The organism is Nitrospira calida (genome assembly GCF_976986435.1).
On record NZ_OZ335950.1, the window covers coordinates 1,105,291 to 1,130,511 of the forward strand.

General features: G+C 63.9%; 17 protein-coding genes. All 17 read right to left on the minus strand.

The genetic code is table 11. From position 1 onward, the window contains the following. Positions 1-6: 6 nt before the first annotated feature. A complete protein-coding gene (locus ACWHTU_RS05525; protein ID WP_447862295.1) occupies positions 7-1,827 on the minus strand; it encodes a glycoside hydrolase family 15 protein in 1,821 nt (606 codons plus the stop codon). Positions 1,828-1,875: 48 nt separating this feature from the next. Beyond that, on the minus strand, positions 1,876-3,279 hold the full coding sequence (locus tag ACWHTU_RS05530; protein WP_447862297.1) for a glucose-6-phosphate dehydrogenase: 1,404 nt from the start codon (positions 3,277-3,279) through the stop codon (positions 1,876-1,878). A gap of 10 nt (positions 3,280-3,289) precedes the next feature. Then, entirely contained in the window at positions 3,290-4,024 is a 735-nt protein-coding gene (locus tag ACWHTU_RS05535) for a hypothetical protein (protein ID WP_447862299.1), read from the minus strand. Further along, positions 4,008-5,639 carry an ammonia-forming cytochrome c nitrite reductase subunit c552 gene (locus ACWHTU_RS05540; RefSeq protein ID WP_447862301.1) on the minus strand — a complete coding sequence of 544 codons (1,632 nt, stop codon included), beginning with the start codon at positions 5,637-5,639 and terminating at the stop codon, positions 4,008-4,010. The genes ACWHTU_RS05535 and ACWHTU_RS05540 overlap by 17 nt, the downstream gene beginning before the upstream one ends. A gap of 10 nt (positions 5,640-5,649) precedes the next feature. Then, a complete protein-coding gene (locus ACWHTU_RS05545; RefSeq protein WP_447862303.1) occupies positions 5,650-5,988 on the minus strand; it encodes a c-type cytochrome in 339 nt (112 codons plus the stop codon). Between the two features lie 67 nt (positions 5,989-6,055). Further along, on the minus strand, positions 6,056-6,523 hold the full coding sequence (locus ACWHTU_RS05550) for a c-type cytochrome (protein WP_447862304.1): 468 nt from the start codon (positions 6,521-6,523) through the stop codon (positions 6,056-6,058). Positions 6,524-6,607: 84 nt separating this feature from the next. Next, positions 6,608-6,907, minus strand: a complete 300-nt coding sequence (locus tag ACWHTU_RS05555; RefSeq protein WP_447862305.1) for a coiled coil domain-containing protein — start codon at positions 6,905-6,907, stop codon at positions 6,608-6,610. A gap of 60 nt (positions 6,908-6,967) precedes the next feature. Continuing rightward, complete coding sequence (locus ACWHTU_RS05560) at positions 6,968-7,171, minus strand: DUF2934 domain-containing protein (protein ID WP_447862307.1); 204 nt, start codon at positions 7,169-7,171, stop codon at positions 6,968-6,970. A gap of 518 nt (positions 7,172-7,689) precedes the next feature. Then, on the minus strand, positions 7,690-8,367 hold the full coding sequence (locus ACWHTU_RS05565) for a response regulator (RefSeq protein ID WP_447862308.1): 678 nt from the start codon (positions 8,365-8,367) through the stop codon (positions 7,690-7,692). Then, positions 8,364-11,027: a PAS domain S-box protein gene (locus ACWHTU_RS05570; protein ID WP_447862310.1), complete on the minus strand. Its 2,664-nt coding sequence runs from the start codon at positions 11,025-11,027 to the stop codon at positions 8,364-8,366. Before ACWHTU_RS05570 ends, ACWHTU_RS05565 begins: the two co-directional genes overlap by 4 nt. Positions 11,028-11,280: 253 nt before the next feature. Continuing rightward, positions 11,281-12,468 (minus strand): S1C family serine protease, encoded by a 1,188-nt coding sequence (locus ACWHTU_RS05575; RefSeq protein ID WP_447862311.1) that lies wholly within the window; start codon positions 12,466-12,468, stop codon positions 11,281-11,283. Between the two features lie 80 nt (positions 12,469-12,548). Beyond that, a complete protein-coding gene (locus ACWHTU_RS05580) occupies positions 12,549-15,866 on the minus strand; it encodes a hypothetical protein (protein WP_447862313.1) in 3,318 nt (1,105 codons plus the stop codon). Beyond that, positions 15,863-16,987 carry a site-2 protease family protein gene (locus tag ACWHTU_RS05585; protein ID WP_447862314.1) on the minus strand — a complete coding sequence of 375 codons (1,125 nt, stop codon included), beginning with the start codon at positions 16,985-16,987 and terminating at the stop codon, positions 15,863-15,865. The genes ACWHTU_RS05580 and ACWHTU_RS05585 overlap by 4 nt, the downstream gene beginning before the upstream one ends. 85 nt (positions 16,988-17,072) lie before the next feature. Further along, positions 17,073-19,865 (minus strand): cation-transporting P-type ATPase, encoded by a 2,793-nt coding sequence (locus ACWHTU_RS05590; RefSeq protein ID WP_447863315.1) that lies wholly within the window; start codon positions 19,863-19,865, stop codon positions 17,073-17,075. Positions 19,866-19,897: 32 nt separating this feature from the next. Continuing rightward, entirely contained in the window at positions 19,898-21,421 is a 1,524-nt protein-coding gene (locus tag ACWHTU_RS05595; RefSeq protein WP_447862315.1) for a potassium/proton antiporter, read from the minus strand. A gap of 29 nt (positions 21,422-21,450) precedes the next feature. Then, positions 21,451-22,353, minus strand: coding sequence for a universal stress protein (locus ACWHTU_RS05600; RefSeq protein WP_447862316.1), 903 nt, complete (start codon positions 22,351-22,353; stop codon positions 21,451-21,453). Between the two features lie 362 nt (positions 22,354-22,715). After that, complete coding sequence (locus tag ACWHTU_RS05605) at positions 22,716-25,205, minus strand: phosphoketolase family protein (protein ID WP_447862317.1); 2,490 nt, start codon at positions 25,203-25,205, stop codon at positions 22,716-22,718. Positions 25,206-25,221: the final 16 nt, after the last annotated feature.

Below are 25,221 nucleotides of genomic sequence, written 5' to 3' on the forward strand. Positions count from 1 at the left end.
TCGTCCTCACGCGGTCCGCCCGGCTTTCTTGAGTAACCGTCCCAGGTTCACTCCGCTGGCGATCACCCCGATGTGACTGAAGGCCTGCGGGTAGTTGCCGAGAAACGCTCCGGTCGCCGGATCGATTTCTTCCGGCAGCAACCCCAGCCCGTTGGCCCTGGCGCAGAGCGAATCATAGAGATCCATCGCGGCATCGAGTTGTCCTTGTTTGGCCAGGTTGTCCACCAACCAGAAACTGCAGAGGAGAAACGCCCCCTCATGGCCAGCCAAGCCGTCGGGCGATTCGTCCGGCAGATAGCGGTAGAGCAGTCCCTGCCCCGCGCCTAGCCGATCGGCGATCGCGCGCGTGGTCGCGACCATCTTCGGATGATCCGCCAGCACGACCCGGCGCAGCGGCAGCGACAACAAACTGGCATCCAGTCCTCCTCCGCCGAGATGTTCGGTGAGGGACTGGAGGTTCTCGTCCCATGCCTCCTCCAGGATGACACGACCGATGCCCTCGGCTGCGGCGCGCCATTCCTGCACGTGGCCGGGAAGCTGGAAGCGTTCCGCCAGCCGGGCGGCGCGGTCCAGCGCCACCTGACAGAGCGCGGCGGAGTAAGTGAACAGGCGCCCGTCTGTCCGGACTTCCCAGATGCCATGGTCGGGCGTCCGCCATTCGCGGCGGGCTGCGTCGGCGAGTTTCCGCAACCGTCCCCACAGCGCCGGGTCGATCCGGCCGTGGTGGGCCGCCCACTGATACGCGCAATCCATGATTTCGCCGTACACGTCGTGCTGGCGTTGGTCCGCCGCTGCGTTGCCCCAGCGCACCGGGCGCGACCGGCGATAGCCTTCCAACTCCGTGTCCACCCGTTCGGGCGGTGGGGCCTTGCCGTCCAGGGTATAGAGCACCCTCGGCCGCCCGTCTCGGTCCACCGCGTCCAAGACCCAGCCGAGGAAACCGGCCGCTTCCTGCGACAGCCCGATGCGATGCAGCGCATAGACTGAAAACGCCGCGTCCCGGATCCAGGCGTAGCGGTAATCCCAGTTACGCGGGCCGCCGATCGCTTCCGGCAACGATGAAGTCGGCGCGGCGACGATGGCGCCGTTTTCGAAATGATCGAGCAGCTTGAGCGTGATGGCCGCCCGGCGGACGAGCGCCTCCTGCGGGCCGTGGTAATCCACGTGCTGCATCCAACGGCGCCACACGTCGCGCGTGTTCCGCAGCAGTTCCTCGTAATCGATGCCGTGGTGATGATGGACGCCGGTCCAGCGCAACAGCAGGTGAGCGGACTGGCCGGCCTGCAGCGTGTGCACCGTGCACAGTCCCTTGAGGGGAACCGTCGAGGAGAGGTGTAGGTCGAGATCAGGACGGCCTTTGCAACGGATCGCCACTCCGTCACCGCATGGCTCGCCCTCCGCGCCGCCGTGGGGAGCGATCTCGATGCGGAGCCGCACTTGGCCTTCCAACACGACCGCGCTCCGGAGCAGTTCCCGCCTGGTCGCTGGCTGATCCTCCGCGAGATCGGCGCCGGATCGCAGCGGAAACGCGTCAGTAACCCTAATCGTACCCGTGGCCGTGCGCATCTCGGTGACAAGGACCGCGCTGTCCGCTTCGTAGAACTGCCGCGCCTCGCGCATTCCCTCCGGCGCCACCGTGAAGGCGCCGCCATCGGTTGCATCCAGAAGGTGGCAAAACAGGGGCGGGGAGTCGAAGCGCGGTACGCACAGCCAAGAGACGGCGCCGTCGCGCCCGACCAGCGCGGCGGTGGCTCCGTCGCCAATCAAGCCGTGATCTTCGATCGGCAGATACCCGTCGATCGGACGAAGCGGCGCCCACTGTGTCATGCGAACGACTCTCCCTCGGCTGTCCGGTCGTGGATGTGATGCATGGGCTTATCTTCTCGCCGCGTCTCGGTCGCCGAGCCTGCGGGCCGTGACCGTGGGTCCGTCCGATCCGGCCGGATAGTCTTGCAGTGGGACGCCTCCTCCGGCCCAGACGTCGAGGATCGGCTCGACGATGCGCCATGACTCTTCCGCCTCGTCGTCGCGGATCGACAGCAGGGGGTCGCCCTTGAGCACGTCGAGCAGCAGGCGCCCGTACGCCGGAAGGCTCGGAGACGGCAACACGGTGTCCAACTCGACCCGTTCCAACCCGAAGAGGTCACCGGGACTGTTGATGTTGACGCCCAACGTGATGCGGTCCGGATCGAGCTCCAAGCGCAACACGTTCGGTCGGGGGTCGTCCTTCTGCCCGAAGGCCAGATGAGGCACCGGTCTGAAGTGAACAGCGATCTCGCGACGATCTTGTTTGAGTGCCTTACCCGTCCGGAGCGTGAAGGGGACTCCCGCCCACCGCCAGTTGTCGACCGTCAACGTCACCTGCGCGAACGTTTCGGTCCCGCGCTGAGGATCGACGCCTTCTTCCTGGACATACGCGAGAATTTCACGCTCGCCAATGGCTCCGCGGCCGTACCGGCCGCGGACCGTCCGCCGGATGACTTCGTCGGGAGAGAGGCGGCGGACCGCCTGCAGCACGTCCACTTTGCGGTTGCGCAGGATTCGTTCGTTGAGCGTGTGGAGCGGCTCCATGGCGATCAGTGCGAGCAACTGCAACAAATGGTTCTGCACCATGTCGCACAAGGCCCCGGTGCCGTCGTAGAACGACGTCCGACCTGCCGCCGTGAGGGTTTCATCCCAGACGATGTCAATCCGTTCCACGTGCTGGGAGTTCCACAGGGGCTCGAAGATCCGGTTGGCGAACCGCAGTCCCAGGATATTCTGCACCGTCTGTTTGCCCAAAAAATGATCAAGCCGGAAAACGGCCTCCTCGGGAAACGATTTGTGCAACAGGCGGTTCAGGGCCTGGGCGCTTTCGAGGTTCTGCCCAAACGGCTTTTCCAGGACGATCTTGCTGCCCTTCGGCGGGCTGAGCGCCGCCAGCGCCTCCACCGTCGGTCGAAACAGCGCAGGGGGAAGCGCGAGATAGGCGACGAAGGGTTCCGTCAACGGGCCGAGCGCGTTCGCGATCTGCCGGCGGTCGGTCACGTCCGCCCGCTGGTATTCCAGGATAGACAGGATGTCCTTGCGGGACGAGGGATAGACCCGCGGGAGGGCGTGTTCCAGCCTCTCCTCGATGCGGCGCCGAAACGTCTCAGTGTCCCAGTCGTCCCGCGCCAGGCCGAGGACCTGGAAGCCGTCGGGCAGCAGGCCGCCCTGCTGCAGCCGCGCCAGCGCGGGCACCAAAAAGCGGGATGTGAGATCGCCCGACGCGCCGAAAATGACTAATCGACGGATCACGAAAACACCTTCAGTCCTCTGCTTTGATCCACATCTCATAGAGCGAGAGGCCGATCTGCCCGGCGAGCGAGAGCCCCATGAGCACCCCGCCCCCGATGACCGTGTAGGCGAACAGCGGCGCCCATTTCGTGAACCACCAGGATCCGATGTCCAGCCAAATCGCCACGAAAGGCGCCGCGATCAGGAGAGCGCGCAGCAGGCGCGGCGTGTCGCTCAACGAGAACACCGCCCCGGTCAGCATGAAAATGAAGCTCATCCCGAACAGGTGCACGTGCGACACGCGGGCGAGCGCCTGAATGGATTTGCCCAGGTCCACACGCGTGAACTCCGCCACTTCGGCATAAGTCGTGAGCGGCGCCAGGCCCATCCCTGCCTCCGCGCTGTGGCAGCTCGCGCAGGCCCGCAGTAGGATGGGCCGGATGTCGGCGAACTGCGCTTCGCCGGCCCCGGCGCGAATCCAGCCGATGATTTGCTGTCGCTCCTCAGAAGTCGCGTACTCTTTCATGCTCCCTTCGAGCGAGGCTTCCAACCGGCTGCTGCCGCGGTCTCCGTGGTATTTAGTGATGATCGCCTTGACCAAGGTCCCGTTCGCGTGTGGCTGGATCGCCGTCAGATAGAGATACGCCACGCCGAAAAGGTAACCGATGCCCATCGTCAGGAGAAAACAGGTCGCCAGTACCTTGAGAGGCAGGGGTAACGTCCGCAGCGTCACCGCGTGCGCCTGACGTTCATCGGGCCCGGGCACGTCGCGTGTCCTTCAAAGCGGCCTCCAGCAGGTCGATGCCTTTCTTCGAGGCCGTGATGGATTGCCCGAGTGCTTCGCGCGCCTGCTCCGGGTGATGGAACCCGTCGGAGTTCTCCGCCGTCCACCATTCCCAAAGCACATGTGCCGTATCGTGCTGCGCGCGGGCCGCTTGCAGGACCTGTTCAGCCGCCCCGGCTCTCGCTGCTGTGTCGAAGGTGTCGATCAACCGTGCCAGCCAAAATTCGGCTTTGCGAATCTTCCCTCGGGTATACTCCTGGATCGCATCGATTCGGTAGGTTGCATCGGCTTCCGACCAGTCGCTGTGACAACGGAGGCAGGTCTCCTTCAGGTAGCGCCTGGGGCTCGTTTGCCAGTGCGACGTGAAGGTCGTGCCGTCGGGCCGGTGAAGCTTCGGCATGTGGCAGTCGGCGCATTGCACTCCCGCTTGCTCATGCCGGCTCTGCCAGAACACTTCCGTTTCCGGATGTTGAACCTTGATCAGCGCCGCTCCGGTCACGGCATGTTTGAAGTCCCGGAATTGGAGGTCGTCATAGGCCTTTTTGATGTCGAACACGTTCACCCACGGGAAGTAATTGGTGCGGGCATCTTCGAAGCCAATCCGTTTGCCGGTCGTGGGATCCAGGCCCGGATTGCAATTGTATTCCACGTGACACTGGGCGCACTGCAGCGTGGAGTTGGCTGGCGCGAGCAAGCCGATCTTGCGGTAGCCACGGAACTCCACCACGCGGATCGCCTGCTTCTGGGCGTCCTTGGCATACGGGGTTGCGCCCCTCGTGGTCACGGCTTGAATCAGTGCGTCGCGGACGATCCTGGGCTTCGCGGCGTGCGGGTCGTGGCACTGCACACAGCCCATCGGGTTTTGCAGCGTCTTGGCCAACTCGATCACATCGGACGTTCGCGCCCATTTGGCCTTCGGGTGAGGTTCTCCCATGAAGCCCCACTGCAAAATGAAATCGGAGGTTTTGCACAGGAGACAGGTGGGATTGGCAGCCTTGGCAGTCTCGACCAGTTCACGGTGCGTGTCTTCCAGCACATCCCACGCTTTGCCAATGTATCCGATGTCCTGCCAGGACCGAAGCTGGAACCGGCCGCCGTAGGCTCGGTCCACGAGCAGGTGATCCAGCAGCATGAAGGCATGCGAGCGGGGGTCGTTGTGCTCTTTGGTAAACCCGTGTCCCATCAGCAGTTTGTCGAGCGTCGGCGCGCGCCCGGTCGGGACGGCCTTCTCCCTGCGCGCGCCGGACGCCGGATGCGTCTTGAGGAAACTGTTGTATTGGTCCTGATGGCAGGCGCTGCAGACGGTCAAGTCGAAACTGGTCGCCGGCTTGGCTTGCGCGTCGGAAAGATGCGCGGAGGTCTCGGTATGGCAGGTCAGGCAGGACAATCCCTGATGTTTGCTGCCGAGACGAAGTTCCTGAATTTCGCCGTGGCACCCGAGACAGCGGGCATCTTCACTCGCGACCGTGGTCACGGTCGTCTTCGAGTCGGCTGGTTGACCCTCACCGGGGTTGGGGCTCAGCCATCCGACTGGTCCGAAAACCGCGAGCACGCCGGCCGTTCGAGCCGCCCATTTCACCACCGATGAGAGGTTCATGGGACCCTTTTCACTTGAGCGACGCCATGTAGGCCACGATCGCGTCGAGTTCCTCTTCGGTGCCTTTGAAGGCCGGCATCTTGGCATTGGGCATGACAGACTTAGGTTCCTTGGTGAACCGTTTGAGCCAATCGGCGTCCCGCACCGCACCGACCTTGGTTAGGTCGCCGCCGCTCTTGCCTCCTTTGTCGTTGATCGTATGACACATGGCGCACTTTTTCTCCGCATACGCCTTCTGGCCCTTGGCGATTTGGGTGGAATCGCCCGATGCGGCAAACGGAGCGGCGGACCACCACATGACGGTTGCAACCAAGCCTCCAACAAACCAACGGGTTCGCATGCGCGTCATCGATATTCTCCCACTCCGCCCGATGCGGGACGACGAGATCAAAAGTCACGCCGCAGGCCCGCAGCGGTCACTTTCCGCCTTTCGCGCAGAAGCTCCGCACGTACGCGATGACCTTCCAGGCCTCCTCTTCGGTCAGTGCGCCGGGCACGAGCGAGATCATGCCGGACCCCGGGCTGCCGTTCTTGATGATCCAGAAGAGTTCCCCGTCCGACCGCGCGTTCTGGAACTGGCAATTCGTGAGGTCGCGGGGGCCGGGGTTGAGCATAGCCCCGGCCACCCCGTCGCCCTTTCCGCTCTTGCCATGACAGTTGAAGCAGGTGCCTTTGCCCTCGTAAAGGGCCTTGCCTTCTTCGACGATCTTGGCCGGCGCCCGCCTGGCGTCTTGATAGAGTGGCGTACTCAACTTCTTGGCCTCGGCCATCTGATCCGCCGGCACGCGCGGCTTGAGCGGATCTTTTTCCGGCGCCGCGAGTGCCGATTCACCGAGAAGGAGTATCGTTGCCGCCATGATCGGTGCCCACTGCGCTGTCCTCATAGCTCCTCCTTGTCACATTGACCATCTGTGACGACCGGCGTTCTTGTTGATGAGAAGTTCCGCAGCCATGCGGCTGCGGCCCACTCACTTGAACTTGGCTGCCGCGTGTTCGACCGCCTGTTTGAGATCGGCCCAGGCCTTCTCCGCTCCGGTCTTGAGCGACTCCCAGGCGTCTTCGCCGGCTTCTTTCAGTTCGCGAAGCTTGGTGTGCGCCGCCTCGTACTTGGCGGATATCGCTTCGATCTGCTTGTCATACTCGATCTTCACCGAGGCTTCAGCTTGCTCCGCTTTGGCTTTCAAGACCTCAAGCTTGGCCGCCCACTCGTTGATCTGCGATTCCAGCTTGTCCTGATAGGCCTTGCGATAGGTGTTCTGCATGCCCATGGCTTTTCCTCACCCGATTCACGGTTGATGAACTTCCCATCGATGCGCTGTCCTCCGGCATTACCGGCTGAGCCGTTCCCGTTCCGCCGCAAGCCAATCGTCGAGGTCCTGGCCGTCCTGGCCGCCGCGCGTTTCATACAGTTCGTAGGCCCGTTTTTCTATTGCGGCGTAAAGGGCGTCGGTCCGAAAAGCGTGGCCGTGATCGGGAGGAGAGGCGGCGGTCGGTACCTCGGGTTGTCCGGGCAGCCGGCGCGTTTTGATCACGATACGCCTTCCCATGGTTTGAGGTTCGTGCGGCAGAATTGTCGCGACGGAGAAGTTCCCCCGCCTCGGCTCGGGTCGTCTCATCTGGATATACGGGACGACAACGGTACGCGCCAGCGTCTCCGTGGCGTCTCCCGTTGCTCGGGCGGCGTGGAGCGGTTTGCGAGGATTGTCCCATCGAGGAGTTCACCGCAGTTCACGCAGCGCCAGGAATGTTCGTCCTGCGGGCTCGAAGCGGTGTCATCCGCTAATGGCCCAATCCAAACCATCAACCCGCCGCAACGACCGCACCGCACGGCATAATCCTTTCTGTGGAGAAAATAGCGAGGAGCTAGCAGCACAGAACGATGACACATAGCTCCGCGCGATTCGCTCTACGCTATTCGTTTTATTTGACCGGGCCGTTTGCTGCCCGCTCCGCGCTTTTTTCTACAAAACGACGCGGACTGACGGTAGCGGGGATTTCCCTGAAAATGGCTGGCGATGCGAGGGGAAAAACCTGACAAGGCTGGTCGCGGTTACGCCCTGGGCGACTCGGCGGAAGTCAGAAGGCTGTGGTCCAGCGCATAGCGAACGAGATCAGCGCGGCTTCGAAGATCTAATTTCACCATGAGGCGGGCGCGATAGGTTTCAACGGTCTTGACGCTCAAACTCAATTGCTCGGCGATTTCCTGATTGGTGAAGCCGCGCGCGACGCGGGTCAATACCTCCCGCTCGCGCCGGCTCAACGGTTGATCGGGAGGACGGGTCGGCCGGCGCAAACGGTTCTGGTCCGTCTCAGGCGGATCAGCGAACATCCGATCGGGGTCGCACGAGAGGTCCACAAAGGTCCGTCCTTGGGCGACCGTGCGGATTGCCGTCAGGAGTTCCGAGTCCACCGCCGTTTTCACCACGTAGCCCGCCGCGCCGGCCGAGAGAGCCAGTCGCAGGTAACCGGGATCGTCGTGCATGGTGAGCACCAGCACGCGCGTCGCCGGAGACGCCTGGCTGATTTGCCGGATGGCGTGGAGGCCGTCATGTGGCATCGAAAGATCCATCAGCACCACGTCCGGCGCCGTCGTCGGGATCTGTTGCTCCGCTTGCAGTCCGTCGGCCGCTTCGCCCACCACTTCCATGTCCGGCTGTCCGTTGATGAGCAGGCGCAGGCCGCTTCGGAGCACCGCATGGTCGTCGGCGATGAAGACCCTGATCTTCATGCGGCCGAGTCCTCCGGAAGGGGAATGGTGACGGAGACGGTCGTTCCTTTCCCCGGCGCGGATTCAATCGAGAAACTCCCTCCGAGCAGGGCCGCCCGTTCCCGCATGCCGTGCAGGCCCAGATGCCAGAAGGTTTCCGGATTTTTCAGCAAGCGTCTGGCATTGAAGCCGCATCCGTCGTCTTCGACGACCAGCCTGACCAGCGACGATTCATGCCGGACGACGACGCTGATCGTGTTCGGGGCCGCGTGCTTGGCGGCGTTGGTCAGCGCCTCCTGCGTGATACGATAGAGCGCCGTCTCCACCGCCGACGGAAGCCGTCGTCCGTTGATCCCGCTCACATGGACGTCTACCGGAATGCCGTAGGCCGCCGCGTACTCCTCGGCATGGCGACGCACTGCTTCTTCCAGACCCAGATCGTCAAGCGCGAGCGGGCGGAGACCGCGCGCCAACCGCTGGATTTCGGCCAACGTGTGCGAAGTAAGCCGGCGCAGGTCACCGGCCTTGGCCTGCACGGATTCAAGGGTCTCCGCGTCTTCCAGGGCGCGGAGACCGACCAGCAGCGACGTCAGCGACTGGGCCGTTTCGTCGTGCAACTCGCGGGCGATCCGGCGCCGCTCGTCTTCCTGTGCGGAGATGATCCGGTTCAGGAGATGGGTCTGAATGAGGTCCGCCTGTTGGAGTTTTTGGTAGGCCAGGGCATTCTGCACGGCAACCGAGGCGGCCTGCGCGACGGCCACGAGCTTGGCCTGATCGGAGAAGGTGAACTCCGAGCCGTCGCGCTTGTTGTGGAGGTTAAAGAATCCGATGACGTCTTCCTTGGCGTCCAGGATCGGGACGCTGATGGCCGACTTGACGCTGAATCTCTTCCGCAATTCGGGGATGATCTGCGGATCCGTCGCCGCGTCGTTCGTCACGTAGGGCACCTTATGCTTCAACACCCAGCCCGGCAGACCGCGCCCGGCAGGCCAGCGGTATTCGAGCGGCACGACTTCGCCCCGATGGAAATATCTGCGGCACTCCATCCCTTCGGGAGTGCGCAGGCCGGCGCACCCGCTTTCCGCATTCACGAGGGTGATTGCTTCCACGACCAACTCGTCCATCAGTCGATCCACATCTAGCGTGGCGTTGAGCTTCTCGCTGATCCGGAGAAACGCCCGCGTCGTGTCCTCGGCCCGTCTTCGCTCGGTGACATCGTTAAGCAGCGTCAAACGCGCCGGCCTGCCCGCGAACACGATGTTGTGATAGGAGATTTCCACGTCGATGAGTGTGCCATCCTTTTTCCGGTGGCGCCACACGCCGATGTTGGTTCCGGAGGGAATGTCGCGGCTGGCGGACAGAACTCCAAGGAACCGCGGAATGTCTTCTGGCGGCCGGATGTCCTTGACCGTCATGCGCAGGAATTCCTCGCGGGAGTAGCCGTAGTGGCGGACTGCCGTGTCGTTGACGGCGAGAAACTGCAGGGTCTCCAGGTCAACGACCCACATCGGATAGGGGCTGTGCTCGAACAGGCGCCGGTGCTGGTCCTCGCTCTCCCGCAGATGTCGCTCCATCTGTTTCCATAGGGTGATATCGGTTAGAGCGCCGATCATGCGGACTGGAGCACCGTGTCTGTCGAAGATGACGCGGGCCCGGTCCAGCACATGCGCGTAGGATCCGTCGGCTCGCTGGAATCGGTACTCGTTGGACCACGAGGATTCTCTTCGTTCGAGCAACGCGTGGATGCCGGTGAGGACGGTGTCTCGGTCTTCCGGATGCACGCGATCGATCCACCAGTCGAGCTTGGGACCGACCTGGTCCGCCTGGTGCCCGAACAACCGGTGCAGCCCGTCTCCCCACCACACGTCGTTGGTGCGGAGATTCCAATCCCAGACGGCGTCATGCGTGGCCTGCGCGATCAGCCGGAATCGCTCCTCACTCACCCGGCGCCGCTCTTCCGCCCGTTTGCGCTCGACGGACTCCGCCGCCAGGGCGTCCAATGCCTTAGAGACAAGCGCCTGTTCGGCTTTTTTCCCCTCCGTGATATCCCGCGTGAAACAGCGCGTGTGAGAGAATGCCCCGTGCTCCCAACGCACGTTGGAATCGATCAACACGTACTTGATCGAGCCGTCCTTGCCGCGCAGTCGCGCTTCGTAGTTGCGCAGCGTCTCGCCGCGCGCAAGGCGTTCCAGGATGTCGTCGCTGGTGGCCTGGTCCGCGTGGAATTCCGCGATATGGCGTCCGATCATTTCGCCAGGCGCGTAGCCGAGCAGATCGGCCTCCGCCTGATTCACCCACATGATACGGCCGTCCGGTCCTACCCAATGCATGCCGACGGCGGCGTGCTCGATGAAGTCGCGAAGATCGCGCTCGTTTTTGCGAAGGCGCTCGGCGGCTTGCTGTTCCCTCAGGCCGAGCCACAAGGTCGCCCACAGCACGACGATGGCGATCCCGCGGTTGACCAGATCGCTTTCGGGTTCCGCGCTCAAGGGGGACAGGAAGAACGCTAGGACGGTGAGGGCCGTGCATCCGGCCGCCGTCGCGATGGGGATGGCGCGATGAGACGCCGACAGAGAAAGAAACACCAGCCCGGCGTACAGCGCAGCCGTGACGACGCTCGGCGGCGTCCACACGTCCGCGAGGAAGATGCCGACGGCCAGCGCCAGGATACCCGAACCCACAAGGGCGTCCTTCGTATTCAGGTGCTTGACCGGGTCTCCGGCTAGGGCGTGCGGTTTCATTGAAAGACCGGTGTGTGAATGTGACTCACGGTTTGCGATGCGGCGGCGGAAGGACGGCGACCATGCTAAATCCGCAGCGGCGCCTTGGTCAAGGTTGTCCTTGTCCGCTTTGAACATGGCCGACAGCGCCTCGCGCGAAGCCAATAGCTCATCGCTCTTCGCTGCTCGCTCCTTGCTGTATTTTTTGAAGCAGTCAAAACGACAGAGGAACGCCGGCGTTCGGCGACGGCGTGAGGCGTGACGGATGCTCTCCGGTCATACGGCCCGGCTTGGCGCCAGGGCTGTTCGAAAGCTGGCGCGGCCGCTCGCGGAGCGTCACATCGCGGCGATACGATTTTTCGTCGCGTCGGTACTCGATCTCGATCTTCTGGCCAACCCGGAATCGGGCGATGGCCTGCAGGAGATCGTGAGGTGAGCGCAAGCGAATTCCTTGGACGGCGGTGATGATATCACCGCCCAGCGTCCATGCCTGCCCTTCGACGACGACATCCAGGTCGCCGGCGCGCAGGCCGATTTCCATCGCCGGGCTGCCTGGGTCCACGGCTTCCACCAACAGTCCCGCCGTCAGCGGCAGGGTGAAAAGCGCAATCAACTCGTCGGTGACGAACTTCCCGCCGACGCCGAGCCACGGCCGGATGACCCGGCCTTTCTGCTTGAGTTCAGACACCACGTGGACGACTGTGTTGATGGGGATGGCGAACCCGATGTTTTGGGCGCCTTCGATCATGGCGGTGGCGATGCCGATCACCCGACCTTCGGAATCCACGAGCGGCCCGCCGCTGTTCCCGGGGTTGATCGGCGCCGTGGTTTGCAGCACCTGGGGTTCGCCCGCGGCGAGATTGGGAGGCGCGCCTCCGATCCGGCTGATGATCCCGCTGGTGAGCGTGGAGCCGAGGCCCAACGGATTGCCGATAACCAGCGCACGCTGACCGACCCGCAGGGTACTGGAGTCTCCCAGCCGCACCGCACTGAACGGTCCCTTGACGTCGACCAAACGCAGCAGCGCGATGTCCGTCACCGGATCGCTCCCGACGAGTTCGGCCCGCGCGCGCCGCCCGTCGTGGAGGGTGGCCATCACAGCATGGGCGCCTTCCACCACGTGCGCGTTGGTGACGATCAGCCCGGTTTCATCGAGGATGAATCCCGATCCTACGCCGTCGGGCAGCGCCGCCCCCCGCTGCCCGTGCGATGCGTAGGCGGAGGAAAGTGACACGGTTGCCGGAACAAGCTGTTCGTAGATCCGGATCATGTCCTCTTCGAAGCTTTCGAAGGCGGCTGCGCCGCCGACCGCACAAGCGACGAACGACGTAATGGCCCACAGCGCCGCCCTGCAGGACCGGCCGGGGCCGATTCCGATCTTCTGTTCAGGACTGTGCCGCATCGCGCCTATTCAGTCTGCCCGAATTGACTCCCCGACACAAGCGCGCCTGATCGGACATGGGATTGGTGCTGATGATCCGGCTACTCTCGCTCCCTCGGGATAAGCAGTTGTTTGGGCAGAGCGATGGCGTTCGCCAACACATCGAGGGCCAGTCGAGGATATCCGGTGAGCCCCTTAGCGAAGGACTCGATTGGCAGATACCGGACGGCCGGACTCCTCCGCGGTCCTTTAACCTCGAACAGCGCGGTGGACAATCCCGGGCGGTCGCCCGCCAGCAGCCGCCCAAACAGCGGGACCTTGCCGATCAGATCGGAGTAGGCGCCGAGCGGACTGACGGCCAAGGCTAGATGCAGTTCATCCGAGACCATGTCAAGCGTGCCGGCCCCGCTGACTTTCATGATCGGACTGTCGAAGACAATATTGTGGGAGGCCAACATTCCGTCTTCAACCGTGATCGTGGCGGAGATGGTATCAAACGGAATCCCGTCATGTTCGAAGTCCACCTTCCCTTTGAGCAAGGCCGGTACGTTGAGCATCTTGAGCACCTTGGGCAACACCGTCCCGTGCAGGACCTGTCCCCGTTCGAGGCGCAATTTCAGCGGGGCAAGACTGCGCAAGGTTCGAAGAAACGGCGACGGTCCGTCAACCGTTCCGCGAACGGTTCCGGTCAACGACAGCGTCCCTTGAAGCGGTTCCGCCTCCGGGTCGATCACCGCAATGAGCCGTTGCACGGGCATTCCGTCAATGTTCAACGCGGTCTCGACCTCGATCGGCTTCGTCGGATGGATGTCGGCGACGATCCGTCCCGAAAGGATGCCCTCCGGTGTCTTTCCAGTCACCTGCTCGAGTGCGATCTTGCCTTCGCCCAACCTCAGGCGGCCGGACAGCATGCTGAAGACGAGGCGGTGGTACTGCGCCTGCTTGATGCTGACGGTTACCTCGACATGGCGGGATGCGGCCCACCACCGCAGCCGTTCCAGAATCTGACGGCCTCCTGCCGTGCGCTCATGGGGGATGAGCCGCGTGAAATCGAGTTTCGACGATTCCACGGCCAACGTCAGTGCCGGGTTGCTTGCCCATCGCTTGACGAAACCCCGCACGGCGAGGTCGCTGTCGCCGAGCTTAAACGACAGCCGTTCGATCCTGACGTCGCGCTCCTCGACGTAGACCCGAAGCGACAGCTCTCTCAGCGGGTCCTGGAAATCCTCCAGCGCGATCGTGCCTCGCTCCACCGTGACCAAGCCGGAGAGTGTCCATGATGTCCAATCGGGTCCGCGACCCGTTGCGCCGATTGAAACCCCCACCATTCCCTCCGTGATAGAGCCCATCGGAACGACGTCGACGAGTCCGGCGAACGGCAGAGGACCGGCCTTCAGGTGAAGTCTGAATGTCGGCCTTCCCTGCAACCGGACGGATGCCCACCCCTCTATGTGAGCCCGTGGCAACTCCCATGCGAGACGCCGAATAATCAGGCGCTTGCCCTTGACCAGCATCCCGTCGAATTTCAGCGACGCGACCATACCTGTTTGTTTCTTGAATACGGGAGGCACCGCAATGGTCGTCTGAGACAGATCGATTGAGCTCTGCCAAGTCGGCGAGGAGACTGGGCCGGACAGTCGAATGACGGCGTGAACTGGTCCGTCGAGGATGACGTCTGGCGGTAGCGAGGCATGGGCGACCAACCATGACCGTAGTCCCGAGCCTTCGATTGAAGCCGTCATCGTCACATCCTCGAAGCGGGGTGACGATCCCGGCTCCACTGCTCCTTCCAGGTCGAAGCGGATGGGGCCCACGGTTCCCTGCAGATGCTTGAATTCAATGAACCGGGGTGTGATCCCGACGATCCCGTCAAGGTGTTCGGCCGACAAGTTCCAGTTCGGCACCTTCGCGCCGAGATCATGGACGGTGATGTCCGCTCTGATCAGTTCCACCTGCGGGGTCGGCGTAAGCGGCCCGCCGATATGCAGCGAAACCTGTACTTCGCCCGTTAGGTCCACGATCGCGCCGAGCGTCGTCGCCCCGGCCGCCGGTCTGCCGACCGCACGGAGGAGTTCCAACACATCGCGCACGCGGCCGCTTCCGGTCGCCCGCAGATCGACGGCCGGCGCGACATCCAGATGGGAGAAGATCAACGTGCCGTTCGAGACGCGCAGCGGCCCAACCTGGCCGGACAGGTCCACCGCCTCCGCGTGGACTCGGTCGAAGAAGACAGTGCCCGCGAGTTCCCGGATGAACGTCCGCGCCGGGCCGACAACGGCGCCGCCCCGTGACAGCTTGACGGTGCCTTTCCATTCGCCCTCCCCCGGCCGGTTCAGAGCTCCGGTCATAGTGGCCGACACGAGTTCCAGTGTTCCCGTGACTTCATACTCGGCCATCGCCGAACGGATCGAGGCGTCGATCCAGGCGGCTGGCAAATGATGCAGGAGAGTCGCAAGATCGACGGGCGAGCCCGACACCGTGAAGGAATAGGCCGGGTGTTCTCCGCCGAAACCATAAAGCAAACCGGACCCGTGCAGGGTCACCCAATCGAGTCGCGCCTCGAACTGAGACCAGGTCACGTCATACCCTGCGTCTCCCGGCTCCAGCACGAGGCGCGACGAGACATCCGCCCGCCAACGCGTGTCGGTCAGCGGGACGGTCGAATCGAGCCAAGGTCCCAGATCGACCTGTGTGAGCGCGACTGTACCTTCGAAACGAACCGGTGGAGGTGCGCCGGTCTCGTCGAGTGAATCGAGCTTTTCCGAGGCGCCGGCGATCGACAACTCTCCTTCCAGGTTGATGTGCGACGCCGTCCCTGCCGCATTGACCTCGCCGTTAAGAGTCAGATCGGCGGTTTCCCGCAGAAGGTCCGCGTCCAACTCGACATAAATGTTCTCGATTCCCCAGGTGTGCAGGCTCTCGCGTTCGAACTCATCCTCCAAGAGAATCGTTCCGCCGAGCACCCGGAGATCCGGAATCAACCGGCCCCAGGCGAACCCTTGCGAACTTTGGACCGCCGGCTCCGGCTCGTCGAGGAACGGAATATGCCACCGTCCTTTCCGATCCCGCCGAATCACGACCCTCGGGGCGACCACCGTTGCCTGACTCAGGGCGATTTCTTTTCGCAGCAATGGGAACAGGCGCAGCGTCAAGACCCCTTCTTGGGCGTGGAAGATTGCCCGGGTGTGATGCGCATCGCGGATCACGGCGTTCCAGAATTGAATGTGGACGCGGGGCAAGAGCCGGATACGCAGGTCCGTGAGTTCGATGCCGGTTTCCATCGCCAACCGTTGGATGAGCGCGGCACGGATCGGAGCGAGATTGAGCGCGATCGTGACAGCGGGAACGGCCGCGATCAACAGCGCCGAAACGATGAACCAACGGGGAACGGTCCGATGCCGCGGGTGTGCCATGATCACGACGGGGAGGCGAGTTCCATTTTGGCCGAGAGCACCCGCAACACATGGTCTCGGGTGATCATGCCCAGGAAACGACCGGACCGGGTCACCGGAATCTGGGCGATGTCCCGACTCTCCATCATCTGTAAGACTTCCGCGATCGGGGTGTCGGGCGAGACAACCGTCAGCTCGGCGAGAGGGGTCATCGCCTGTTCCACCGGCGTCGCCGCCCAGCGGTCGCGAGGGATCGCTTTCACCTGATGGAGCGTCACCAGCCCGTCGATCCGTCCGTCCGATGAGACCACGAAGCACCGCTGGCCGGTCCGCAGGATATGCTCGTCCACCAACTCGGCGAGACTCGTCCGTTTATCGATCGTCCGGCAGTCGCGTGCCATGACGTCTTCGGCCACCAGTCCGGTGAGCACGGACCGGATACTGGCCTGGAGGACGCTCTCCTGCGCCGCATTAAGCAGGAACCAGCCAATGAAGGCCAGCCACAATCCGCTGAACCAATTGGCCGTGAAGCCGACGGCGATGCCCCCGAACATAAAGACATAGGCAAACAGTTGGCCTGAACGGGCCGCGATCCGCGTCGCCCTCGTCAAGCTGCCGGTGACTTGCCAGACGGCGGCGCGGAAGATGCGCCCCCCATCGAGCGGAAACCCCGGAATTAAGTTGAACACCGCCAGAGCCAGGTTGATCGAGGCCAGCCAGTCGGCCAAGGCCGCGAGGTGCTCGAACCGGTCTTCCGTGGCGGCGGCAAGGCCTCCGAACGCAACGGCCAGGACGAAACTGGCGATCGGGCCGGCGACCGCGATTTGGAACTCGACAGCCGGACGGTCCGGCTCGCGCCCGATCTGAGCGACGCCGCCGAAGACGAACAGAGTGATGGCGCGGACCGGAATCCCTTTGGTCAACGCGACGAAACTGTGCGCCAACTCGTGCAAGAGAATCGAGATGAAAAACAGCAGGCTGGTCAGAAAGGCCATGACGTAGTGTTCGGCCAGTGTCCAGCGCGGGTGTTGCCCCGCGAACCGCGCCACCAGGGAGAAGGTGATGAGCAGAAAGAGGATGAACCAGGAGTAATGAACGCCAACCTGAATGCCGCGGATCGTGCTCAGGCGCAGGGATTGTCCGATCATGGATCTTGCTCCCGGTGAACGGCGAATTGCGGATAGTCGATAACAAGCGGCAAACGGCGAGGAACACAATGCATGCCGGTTGTCCTCATGCCCTTCTGACCGATTCCGCCCGCCGCGCCTGCCAGTGCCGACGAATCCATTTCTCGACTCCGACGATGAGGTACACCGCTACGGCGACGGCCAGAATCAGCACCCAGGCCGGCCCGTCGATCGGGCTCGTATGAAACAGGCGATTCATCGGCGGCGCGTAGGTCAAGAGGAGCTGTAGCGCGAGCATGGCCGCCACGCCCCGCCAGATCCAAGGATTGCTGAAGACCCCGATGTGGAACATCGTATGGTCGAGCGAGCGGCAATTGAACAGGTAGAACAATTCCACCAGGACGAAGACGTTCACCGCCGCCGTGCGGGCCGCTTCGAGGGAAGCCGTGCGTTGATGTTCCCAGAGAAACACCCCGTAGGCCCCGGCGAGCATCAAAGCGGAGACCAGCACGATACGCTCCGCCAGTGTGCCGGTCAGGATCGGTTGCTGCGGATCCCTCGGCGGGCGGCGCATGATTCCCGGTTCTTTCGGTTCGAACGCCAGCATCATGCCCAGCGCGACTGCCGTCGTCATGTTGATCCAGAGGATCTGGACGGGCAGGATCGGTAGGACCGTCCCGGCGGCGATTGCGGCCAGCAACACCAATCCCTCGCCCATATTGGTCGGCAACGTCCACACGATGAACTTCGTCAGATTGTCGAAGACGCCGCGGCCCTCCTCCACGGCGGCTTCGATCGACGCGAAATTGTCGTCGGTCAACACCATGTCGGCGGCTTCTTTCGCCACCTCGGTGCCGCTCCGTCCCATCGCGACGCCGATGTCCGCCTGTTTGAGCGCCGGCGCGTCGTTAACGCCGTCCCCGGTCATCGCCACGACGTGCTCCCTGGCCTGCAACGCTTCCACCAGACGCAGCTTCTGTTCGGGGGAGACCCGCGCAAAGACCGCCGTGCGATCCGCCGCCTCGGGCAGATGCGCGGCTGGACAGGCCGCCAGGTCGACGCCGGTCATCACCTGCAACCCGGCTCCGGATGCTCCGCGCACGCCGTTCAGCCCGATCTGCTCCGCAATCGCGCGCGCCGTCTGCGCGTGGTCGCCGGTGATCATCTTGACCGCAATCCCCGCCGTCTGGCAGGCGCGCACGGCGGCGACGGCTTCCGGCCGCGGCGGGTCCATCATGGCCTGCAGCCCCAGAAACACCAGGCCAGAGGCGACGTCCTGTTCCTGCAGCGCGGTCACATCGGGTGGGACGTGCCGCCTGGCAAACGCCAGGAGTCGGAGCCCTTGAGCCGCCAATCGTTCTGCCTCGGCCAGGACGAGGTTCGGATCACACGGTCTCTCTTCCCCCTCTGCCGTGAGCATCCGGTCGCACCGGCCGAGGACTGTTTCGACGGCGCCTTTCAGATACGCCACAGGCGCCCCTTCGGCCGGACGGTGCAAGGTCGCCATGTACTGCCGCTCGGATTCAAACGGAATGGCGTCCAGACGAGGAGAGGTCCGGGCGAGGCGCTCGGGATCGAGTCCGGCCTTGCGGGCCGCCACCAGCAACGCGCCCTCCGTCGGATCGCCCACGATGTCCCATGCGCCGTCCTGCTCGACCAATTGTGCATCGTTGCACAGCGCTCCCGCCGTCAAGATCTCGTGAAGACCAGGATCGCGCGAGGCGTGTGGTGTGCTGTGCGCGACGTCTGCGTCTTCGCGATCGACGGTTGACAATTGACCTGCGGCGTCCTCCCGAATCGCGCCGATCGGCTCATACCCTGTGCCTTCGACGGTGAAGGAGCGTCCGCCGGTCCAGATGACCTGGACGGTCATTTGATTTTTCGTCAATGTGCCCGTCTTGTCGGTGCAGATGACGGTCGTGCTGCCCAGCGTCTCGACGGCGGGCAGCTTGCGGATGATGGCGTGCCGCTGCGCCATACGGCTCACGCCGATCGCGAGGGTGATCGTCACCGCCGCCGGAAGCCCCTCCGGGATCGCGCCGACCGCCAGGGCGATCGCGGCCATAAAAATTTCCGCCGGCCGTTGTCCCCGCCAGAGGCCGAGCAGAAACGTCACGGCCGCCAATCCCAGGATGACGACCGTCAGGACTTTGCTGAAATAGGCGAGCTTCTTTGTCAGCGGCGTCGCAATCTCGGTCGCTTCGCCGACCAGTTGGTGGATCCGCCCCAGTTCCGTATCGGCTCCGGTGCCGACGGCCACCCCCATGCCCTGGCCGTAGGTGACCAGCGTACCGGAGAAAGCCATATTGCGCCGGTCGGCGACGATCGTTTCCGGCGGCAGCACAAGATCCTCTTTGGCCACCGGCACGGATTCGCCGGTCAAAGCCGATTCATCGATCCGCAATTCCCGCGCCGCAATCAGCCTGAGATCAGCCGGCACCTTGTCGCCGGATTGCAGCAACACCAGGTCGCCCGGCACGACCTCGGCAGATGGAATCATGCATTTCCGTCCGTCCCGCACTACTGCGGCTTCGGTCTTGACCATCGCCACCAGGGCGTCCAGCGACTTTTCGGCTCGGTCTTCCTGGATGAAACCGACGACGGCGTTCACCAGTACCACGCCGAAGATCACGGCGGCGTCCACCCATTCGCCGAGGAATACGGTGATGGCCGTGGCGGCCAGCAGGATGTAGATCAGCGGATGGTGGAACTGGAAGAGAAATCGGATCAGGGGGCCGTGGCGTCGAAAGGAAGGCAGGACGTTCGGGCCGAAGCGCTCCAACCGTTTCGCGGCTTCGTCGGCGGTGAGACCCCGCGTCCGATCGGTCTCCAACAACAGCAGGACTTCATGCGCGGGCAGATGGTGCAACGCGGCGTCCGAGACGGCCCGGGTCGGCATGGACGGTTGTCCGGTGGCGGGACGTTTCGGCATTAGGAAACGGACCTCTCGGGTCGGCGTTCTTCCGCGACATCGGCGGCTGCCGGCTGCCGGCGCGCATCAAGGATCGCGCGGAGTTTTATGACTGAAGCCTGGTCCGTGAACACAAGCAGCGTATCGCCCGCTTCGAGCACCGTGCCGCCGCTGGGGACAAAGCATTGGCCGTTTCTGGCGATCAGAATAACGAATGCGCCTTCGGGAAAGCCGAGGTCAAGGATGCGCTGTCCGACGGCCCTGGAGTGCTCCGGAACGCTCAGCTCGATCAGCCCGCTCTTCAGGCTGCTGGGCGCTTCCCAGAGCGGTGAATAGGCCGGAGGCCGGCTCGCCAGCGGGGCGTCCACCTGGAGCCATCTCGCCACCAGCGGAATCGACGTGCCTTGCAGCAGCACCGACGTCAGGACGATGAAAAAGACCACGTTGAAGATCAGGCCGGCGTCCGGGACGCCGGCCAGCAGCGGAAACGTGGCCAGCACGATTGGCACCGCGCCGCGTAACCCGACCCATGCGACCATCAACTTTTCCCTCAGGCTCAGCCGGGAGAAGCTGAGCGTGGTCAGGACAGCCACGGGCCGGGCGACAATCATGAGAAACAGGGAGAGCAGCAACCCCGCTCCCGCGATGGGGACGAGCTGCGATGGATAGACCTGGAGCCCAAGCGTCAGAAACATCACGATCTGCATGAGCCACGCAAGACCGTCGTGAAAGCGCATCAGACTCTGTTTGTGGAGAAACGCGCTGTTGCCCATTCTCAGGCCGGCCAGGTACACGGCGAGGAATCCGTTTCCGCCCAGCCAGGCCGTCGCGCCGTACGTAAGCAGCACGAGGGACAAGGTCAGGACCGGATACAGCCCGTCATATTCCAGTTTCAGTCGGTTGATGAGCAGGACTATCACCTGGCCCATGCCGTAGCCCAGCGCGGCGCCGAGGATCATTTGCCGCGCGAACATGGGAAGAAGATCGACGGCCGAGGTTGCCGGCTCCATCAGCAACGCGATCATGCCGACGGTCAGAAACACCGCCATCGGATCGTTGCTGCCGGACTCCAGCTCAAGCAACGGCTTGAGCGGGCCGCGAAGACTCACGTGCTTGGATCTCAGGACCGCGAACACCGCGGCGGCGTCGGTCGAGGACACGATCGAGCCGAGCAGCAGTCCCTCCAGCCAGCTCATGTGCAGCACGGCGGTGGCGAACCACCCGACCAGCAGGGCGGTGGCGCCTACGCCGAGCGTGGACAGGGCTAGCCCCGTCCATGCCACCTGACGAATATGTTCCCAATCGGTGTCCATGCCCCCTGCGAAGAGGATGAACGCCAGGGCAACGACACCAAGCGACTGAACCAGCCACGGATTGTCGAAGTGGATGCCGCCGGGACCGTCGGAGCCGGCGAGCATGCCGATCACGAGAAAAAGCAGGAGCGCGGGAACGCCCAGACGGCCGGAGGCCTTGCTGGCGATCACGCTCACGATCAGCAGGAGCGAGGCTCCTAGCAACAGATATTCGACCGGAAGCGTTGTCAACGAGTGTTCCATGAAGTCCGCATGGACACCTAAACGAGTTGCGCCGACCGTGCGCCGCCCTTTACCACCAGCACCGGACAGCCCGCGCGCCGGACGAGCTGCTCGGCGACGCTGCCGAGGATGAGGCGCGGCAGCCCCCGGCGGCCGCGCGTGCCGACCACGATAAGATCGGCCTTCCGGCGGCGGGCTTCTCCGAGAATGACCGCCACGGGGTCCCCCGTCCCGCACAAGGCGTCGGCGGGAATGCCTTTTTCCTTGAGCGAGGAGAGCAGGCGTTCCAACAATCGTTGCGGCGACCTGCCTGAGCCGTTCGACATGCCGGGTGCTCCGGGGACGTTCGTTCGGCCGGCGGCGCCGTGAGCCGGAGGGACTTGGGCGTGGACGAGCAGGACCCGCGCTTTCAAGGCGAGCGCGAGCGGGACGACAAACGCAACCGCTTGGGCGGCATGTGACGAAAAATCGGTGGCGACCATCACCCGGTTGATGGCGCCGAGCGCGGACGGCTTGGGATCTCCGGCAATCGCGCCGCGCACTGTCATCACCGGACAACGGGCTCCGCGCAGGACAGCCTCGGCCGTGCTGCCAAGCTGCAGCCGATCCCACCCCGTACGCCCGTGCGTGCCCAGGGCGATCAGCTCGGCCCGAACGTCCTGAGCTTTTTCCAGAATCGAGGCAATCGGGCTCCCATAGAGTAGGCAGGGATGGGCGGCGATGCCCTTCTCCTGCGCCATCCGTGCCATGCGGCCTAACTCCAGCAGCGCCGCTGTCTTCATCGCGTTGAGGCGGCGGCTCACGGTCCGAACAGGCGGCTTACCGTTCAACGCAGTCTTGAGGACGTGAACGATCAGCAGATGCGCATGGCGTGCAGCGGCCAGCTTGAGCGCGTATGCGAACGCCCGCCGCGAAGGTTGGAGAAAGTCCGTCGCCAACAAGATGCCTCCACTGCGCCGGTGCGCGTCCTTGGAAGCAGGCCTCGTTACGATGGGCGTCTTACTCGGCTTGTCCTTCTTCACGCGTTTCGGTGCTTCTTTCTGTCACGTCCAAAAGGAGATGCGGTGGAGAGGAACTGAGCGCTTCCCGGCAGGAAGTTCTGTGCTTTCCGCATAGCTGATACGCCGGGCTTATGCAAGGGGGCCTGCGGCTGAAGGTGTTCCTTGATTCGGTCCCCAGCAATCGACGACAGAAATGACGGTCGATGAAATACGTTGCCTGCTTCACTGAAACAAACGTCTCAAAGTTCAGCCGAGGTGGAGGCGACCTCCGATGGGCTCCAGGAGGGACAATACCGTTAACATCATGGGGAAACATCCGGAATGATCACCCCGTGGGGGCTGCGCCGCCCATCCAGCGCCTCCAACTCCTCGGCGGACAGCAGCCGCTCGCGGGGCAACTCCATCAGACGCGCCGCTTCAAGCAGCGCGTGCGCCCAGGTGCAACGGTTGACGAACAACATGCCCGGCGTGTTCAACGTGCCGCCTTCGTTGATGTAGCCCAAGCCGCTCGTGCGTGGCCCGGTGTGCAGGGGGCCCAGCAGGCCGAGCAGCGTTTCCGGGCGCGTGTGGGTGAGGAACAGCCGGGATTGCACCGCGGCCGGATACAACCGCTCGACCAGCGACGCCGGCGCCTGATGGGCCTGTTCCCTCCCGTTGCGCGCCGTCCGGAAGCGGCCCGGTTCAAGGAGATAGACCACCGCATGTGGGATGTCGCGCTCCGACAGCCGGCGGGAAGCCCGGATCGCTTCGGTAAGCTGATATGCGCCGACGACCGTCACGATGATCCGCGCGCGCTCGGGATCGTGACACGTCCAGTCCAGCCGGGCGCCGCCGATCTCGACCAGCCATCCAGCCTCTTCCGGGGTGAACAGGTCCGGTACGGTGTCTGCCTTGGGTGCCACGATCGTCCAGACCTGGCCCTGTGTTCGGTAGAGGCGTTCCATGACCGCCGCCGCCGTGTTGAAATCCGCCGGGAAGACGACGCGCGACACGTGCGACGGTTCGCCGAGTAGCGCCTCGGCCATGCTCGGGTCCTGGTGTGACTGCTCGTTCTTGCCGTTCTCCCAGGTATGGGATGTGAGAATCAGCGGGATCGAGAGCCACCGCTGGGGCCGGCCCGCCTCGGCGCAATGGTTGGCGAAAATGATCTCCTGCCGGATCGCTCCGTGCATCTTCGTGCCGAACGCTTCATAGGTGTGGATCAGATTAATGCCGCCCTTGTTGGCCAGCGCCGCGGAAGCGACGGCTTCTTCGTTCAACGCCGTGACCACCGCCCCATCCACGCTTTCCGGCACGCCGGGTTCCGGGTCCGTCACCCGGAATTTCAAGTATGCCAGGGTTTCGACAAGCCGGTTGGAAAGCATCTCGTCGGGGTTGCCGACGCGCGGCCTGAGATGAGGGTTGGCCCGCAGGATCGACACGAACATGCGGTCGATAGCCGTCATCGGCGACGCAAAGGTCCAGGATGCGGCGTCCCAACGCCGCTCTTGAGCGACCGGGCGAAACGGTGGCGCCGGGACGTCGCGCAGCGCGACCGCGCGGTGCGCGAGGACATGGTCGCGCTCCAACGGCCGGCCGGACGCTCGGTGTTGCCGGAACGCCGTGACCGCGGCATCCAGGTCCGCTTTCGGTACCCAGAGCTGCCGCGCTCCCTGATTGAACAGGTCCGCCGCGCGCTGATCGATGCGGGGATTGGCTATCAACGGGAGGTTGTGGGCGAGGTTGGTGCCTTCCCCCGGAAACCCCGCCCCCTTCGGCGCCACTGCAATGCCGTAGGGGAGCGGGATAGGATACCGGATTCGCCCGGCTTTGATCGCCTCCGCCGCTGCCTCCAGCCGACGCTCCATTTCCAGGATCGCCCACAGAAAGGCGGCCGGATCGCGTCCGTCGAACACGATGGGGTCGAACCCATTCAGCTTCAGGTGCGCACAAAACCACTCGACTCCCCCCTGCTGCGACATCGTGGTGCGTTGGTCGATGCGCCGGCCGTTGTTGATCATGATCGGCGTGACCAGCCCGCAATCCTCCGCCCGCCACCAACGCGGGGCCCAGTCGCTGCCGCGCTGTTCTTCGAAGGCGCCGTCGGAAAGGAAGACCACCAACCGCTCGCCCGGCAGCGGCATGTGGACATACTGGAGTTCGGCAAAGCCCAGGTAGCCGCCCTCGGCCAAGCCGCCGGCCGTGTGGGCGTTCACGTGGCTGCCCAAAGGGGAATCCTGCCGACCGTCTTTGCGCAACCGGTAGGCGTAGAAATCGCGGACGTACCGGGTTAACCCTTCATCGGTGACCGCATAGCGAGTTGCGTGGGCCTCCGTCATGTTGCCGACGAGGAGATTGAGGGAGTCCACGGCCGAGACGCAGTGACCCTGTCCCATAAGCCAGCCGCGCGTGTGGCCAGACCAGACATTGGCCGCCAGATAGCCCGCATAGGCTGGCACCATGTTGAGCGAGCCGCCGGTGTGGCCTTCGGGGCGGGGCTTGAAGTCATCGGTCGCGAGCGATCGTCCGTCCAGGTAGACGTTGCGGGCGTACGTCTGATGCACGACCAGCCACAGCCCGGCGCTCGCCAGCCGATCCAGCGCGATGAGCAGGTCGTACAAGGCGATCCCGTCTCCGCGTGAACCGGAACCGGTCACGGAGGCGGCCAGTTCGTGAATCCTCACCTGCGTCTCGTCGTTGTGCCGGATGACACCGTAACCCTCGGCCCATCGGGCCAACTGCGGATCGGCTGATCGAAGTTCGGCGGCCCGTTCCGCGAGCGATCGTTCGGTCTGTGCCTCTGTCTTGTCCATGTCTCCCTCGTCAACT

Coding starts and splice junctions, on each gene's coding strand:
- ACWHTU_RS05525 (WP_447862295.1), bottom strand. CDS start 1,827: ATGACACAGTGGGCGCCGCTTCGTCCGATCGACGGGTATCTGCCGATC.
- ACWHTU_RS05540 (WP_447862301.1), bottom strand. CDS start 5,639: ATGAACCTCTCATCGGTGGTGAAATGGGCGGCTCGAACGGCCGGCGTG.
- ACWHTU_RS05545 (WP_447862303.1), bottom strand. CDS start 5,988: ATGACGCGCATGCGAACCCGTTGGTTTGTTGGAGGCTTGGTTGCAACC.
- ACWHTU_RS05550 (WP_447862304.1), bottom strand. CDS start 6,523: ATGAGGACAGCGCAGTGGGCACCGATCATGGCGGCAACGATACTCCTT.
- ACWHTU_RS05555 (WP_447862305.1), bottom strand. CDS start 6,907: ATGGGCATGCAGAACACCTATCGCAAGGCCTATCAGGACAAGCTGGAA.
- ACWHTU_RS05565 (WP_447862308.1), bottom strand. CDS start 8,367: ATGAAGATCAGGGTCTTCATCGCCGACGACCATGCGGTGCTCCGAAGC.
- ACWHTU_RS05575 (WP_447862311.1), bottom strand. CDS start 12,468: ATGCGGCACAGTCCTGAACAGAAGATCGGAATCGGCCCCGGCCGGTCC.
- ACWHTU_RS05585 (WP_447862314.1), bottom strand. CDS start 16,987: ATGATCGGACAATCCCTGCGCCTGAGCACGATCCGCGGCATTCAGGTT.
- ACWHTU_RS05590 (WP_447863315.1), bottom strand. CDS start 19,865: ATGCCGACCCGGGCCGTCTCGGACGCCGCGTTGCACCATCTGCCCGCG.
- ACWHTU_RS05605 (WP_447862317.1), bottom strand. CDS start 25,205: ATGGACAAGACAGAGGCACAGACCGAACGATCGCTCGCGGAACGGGCC.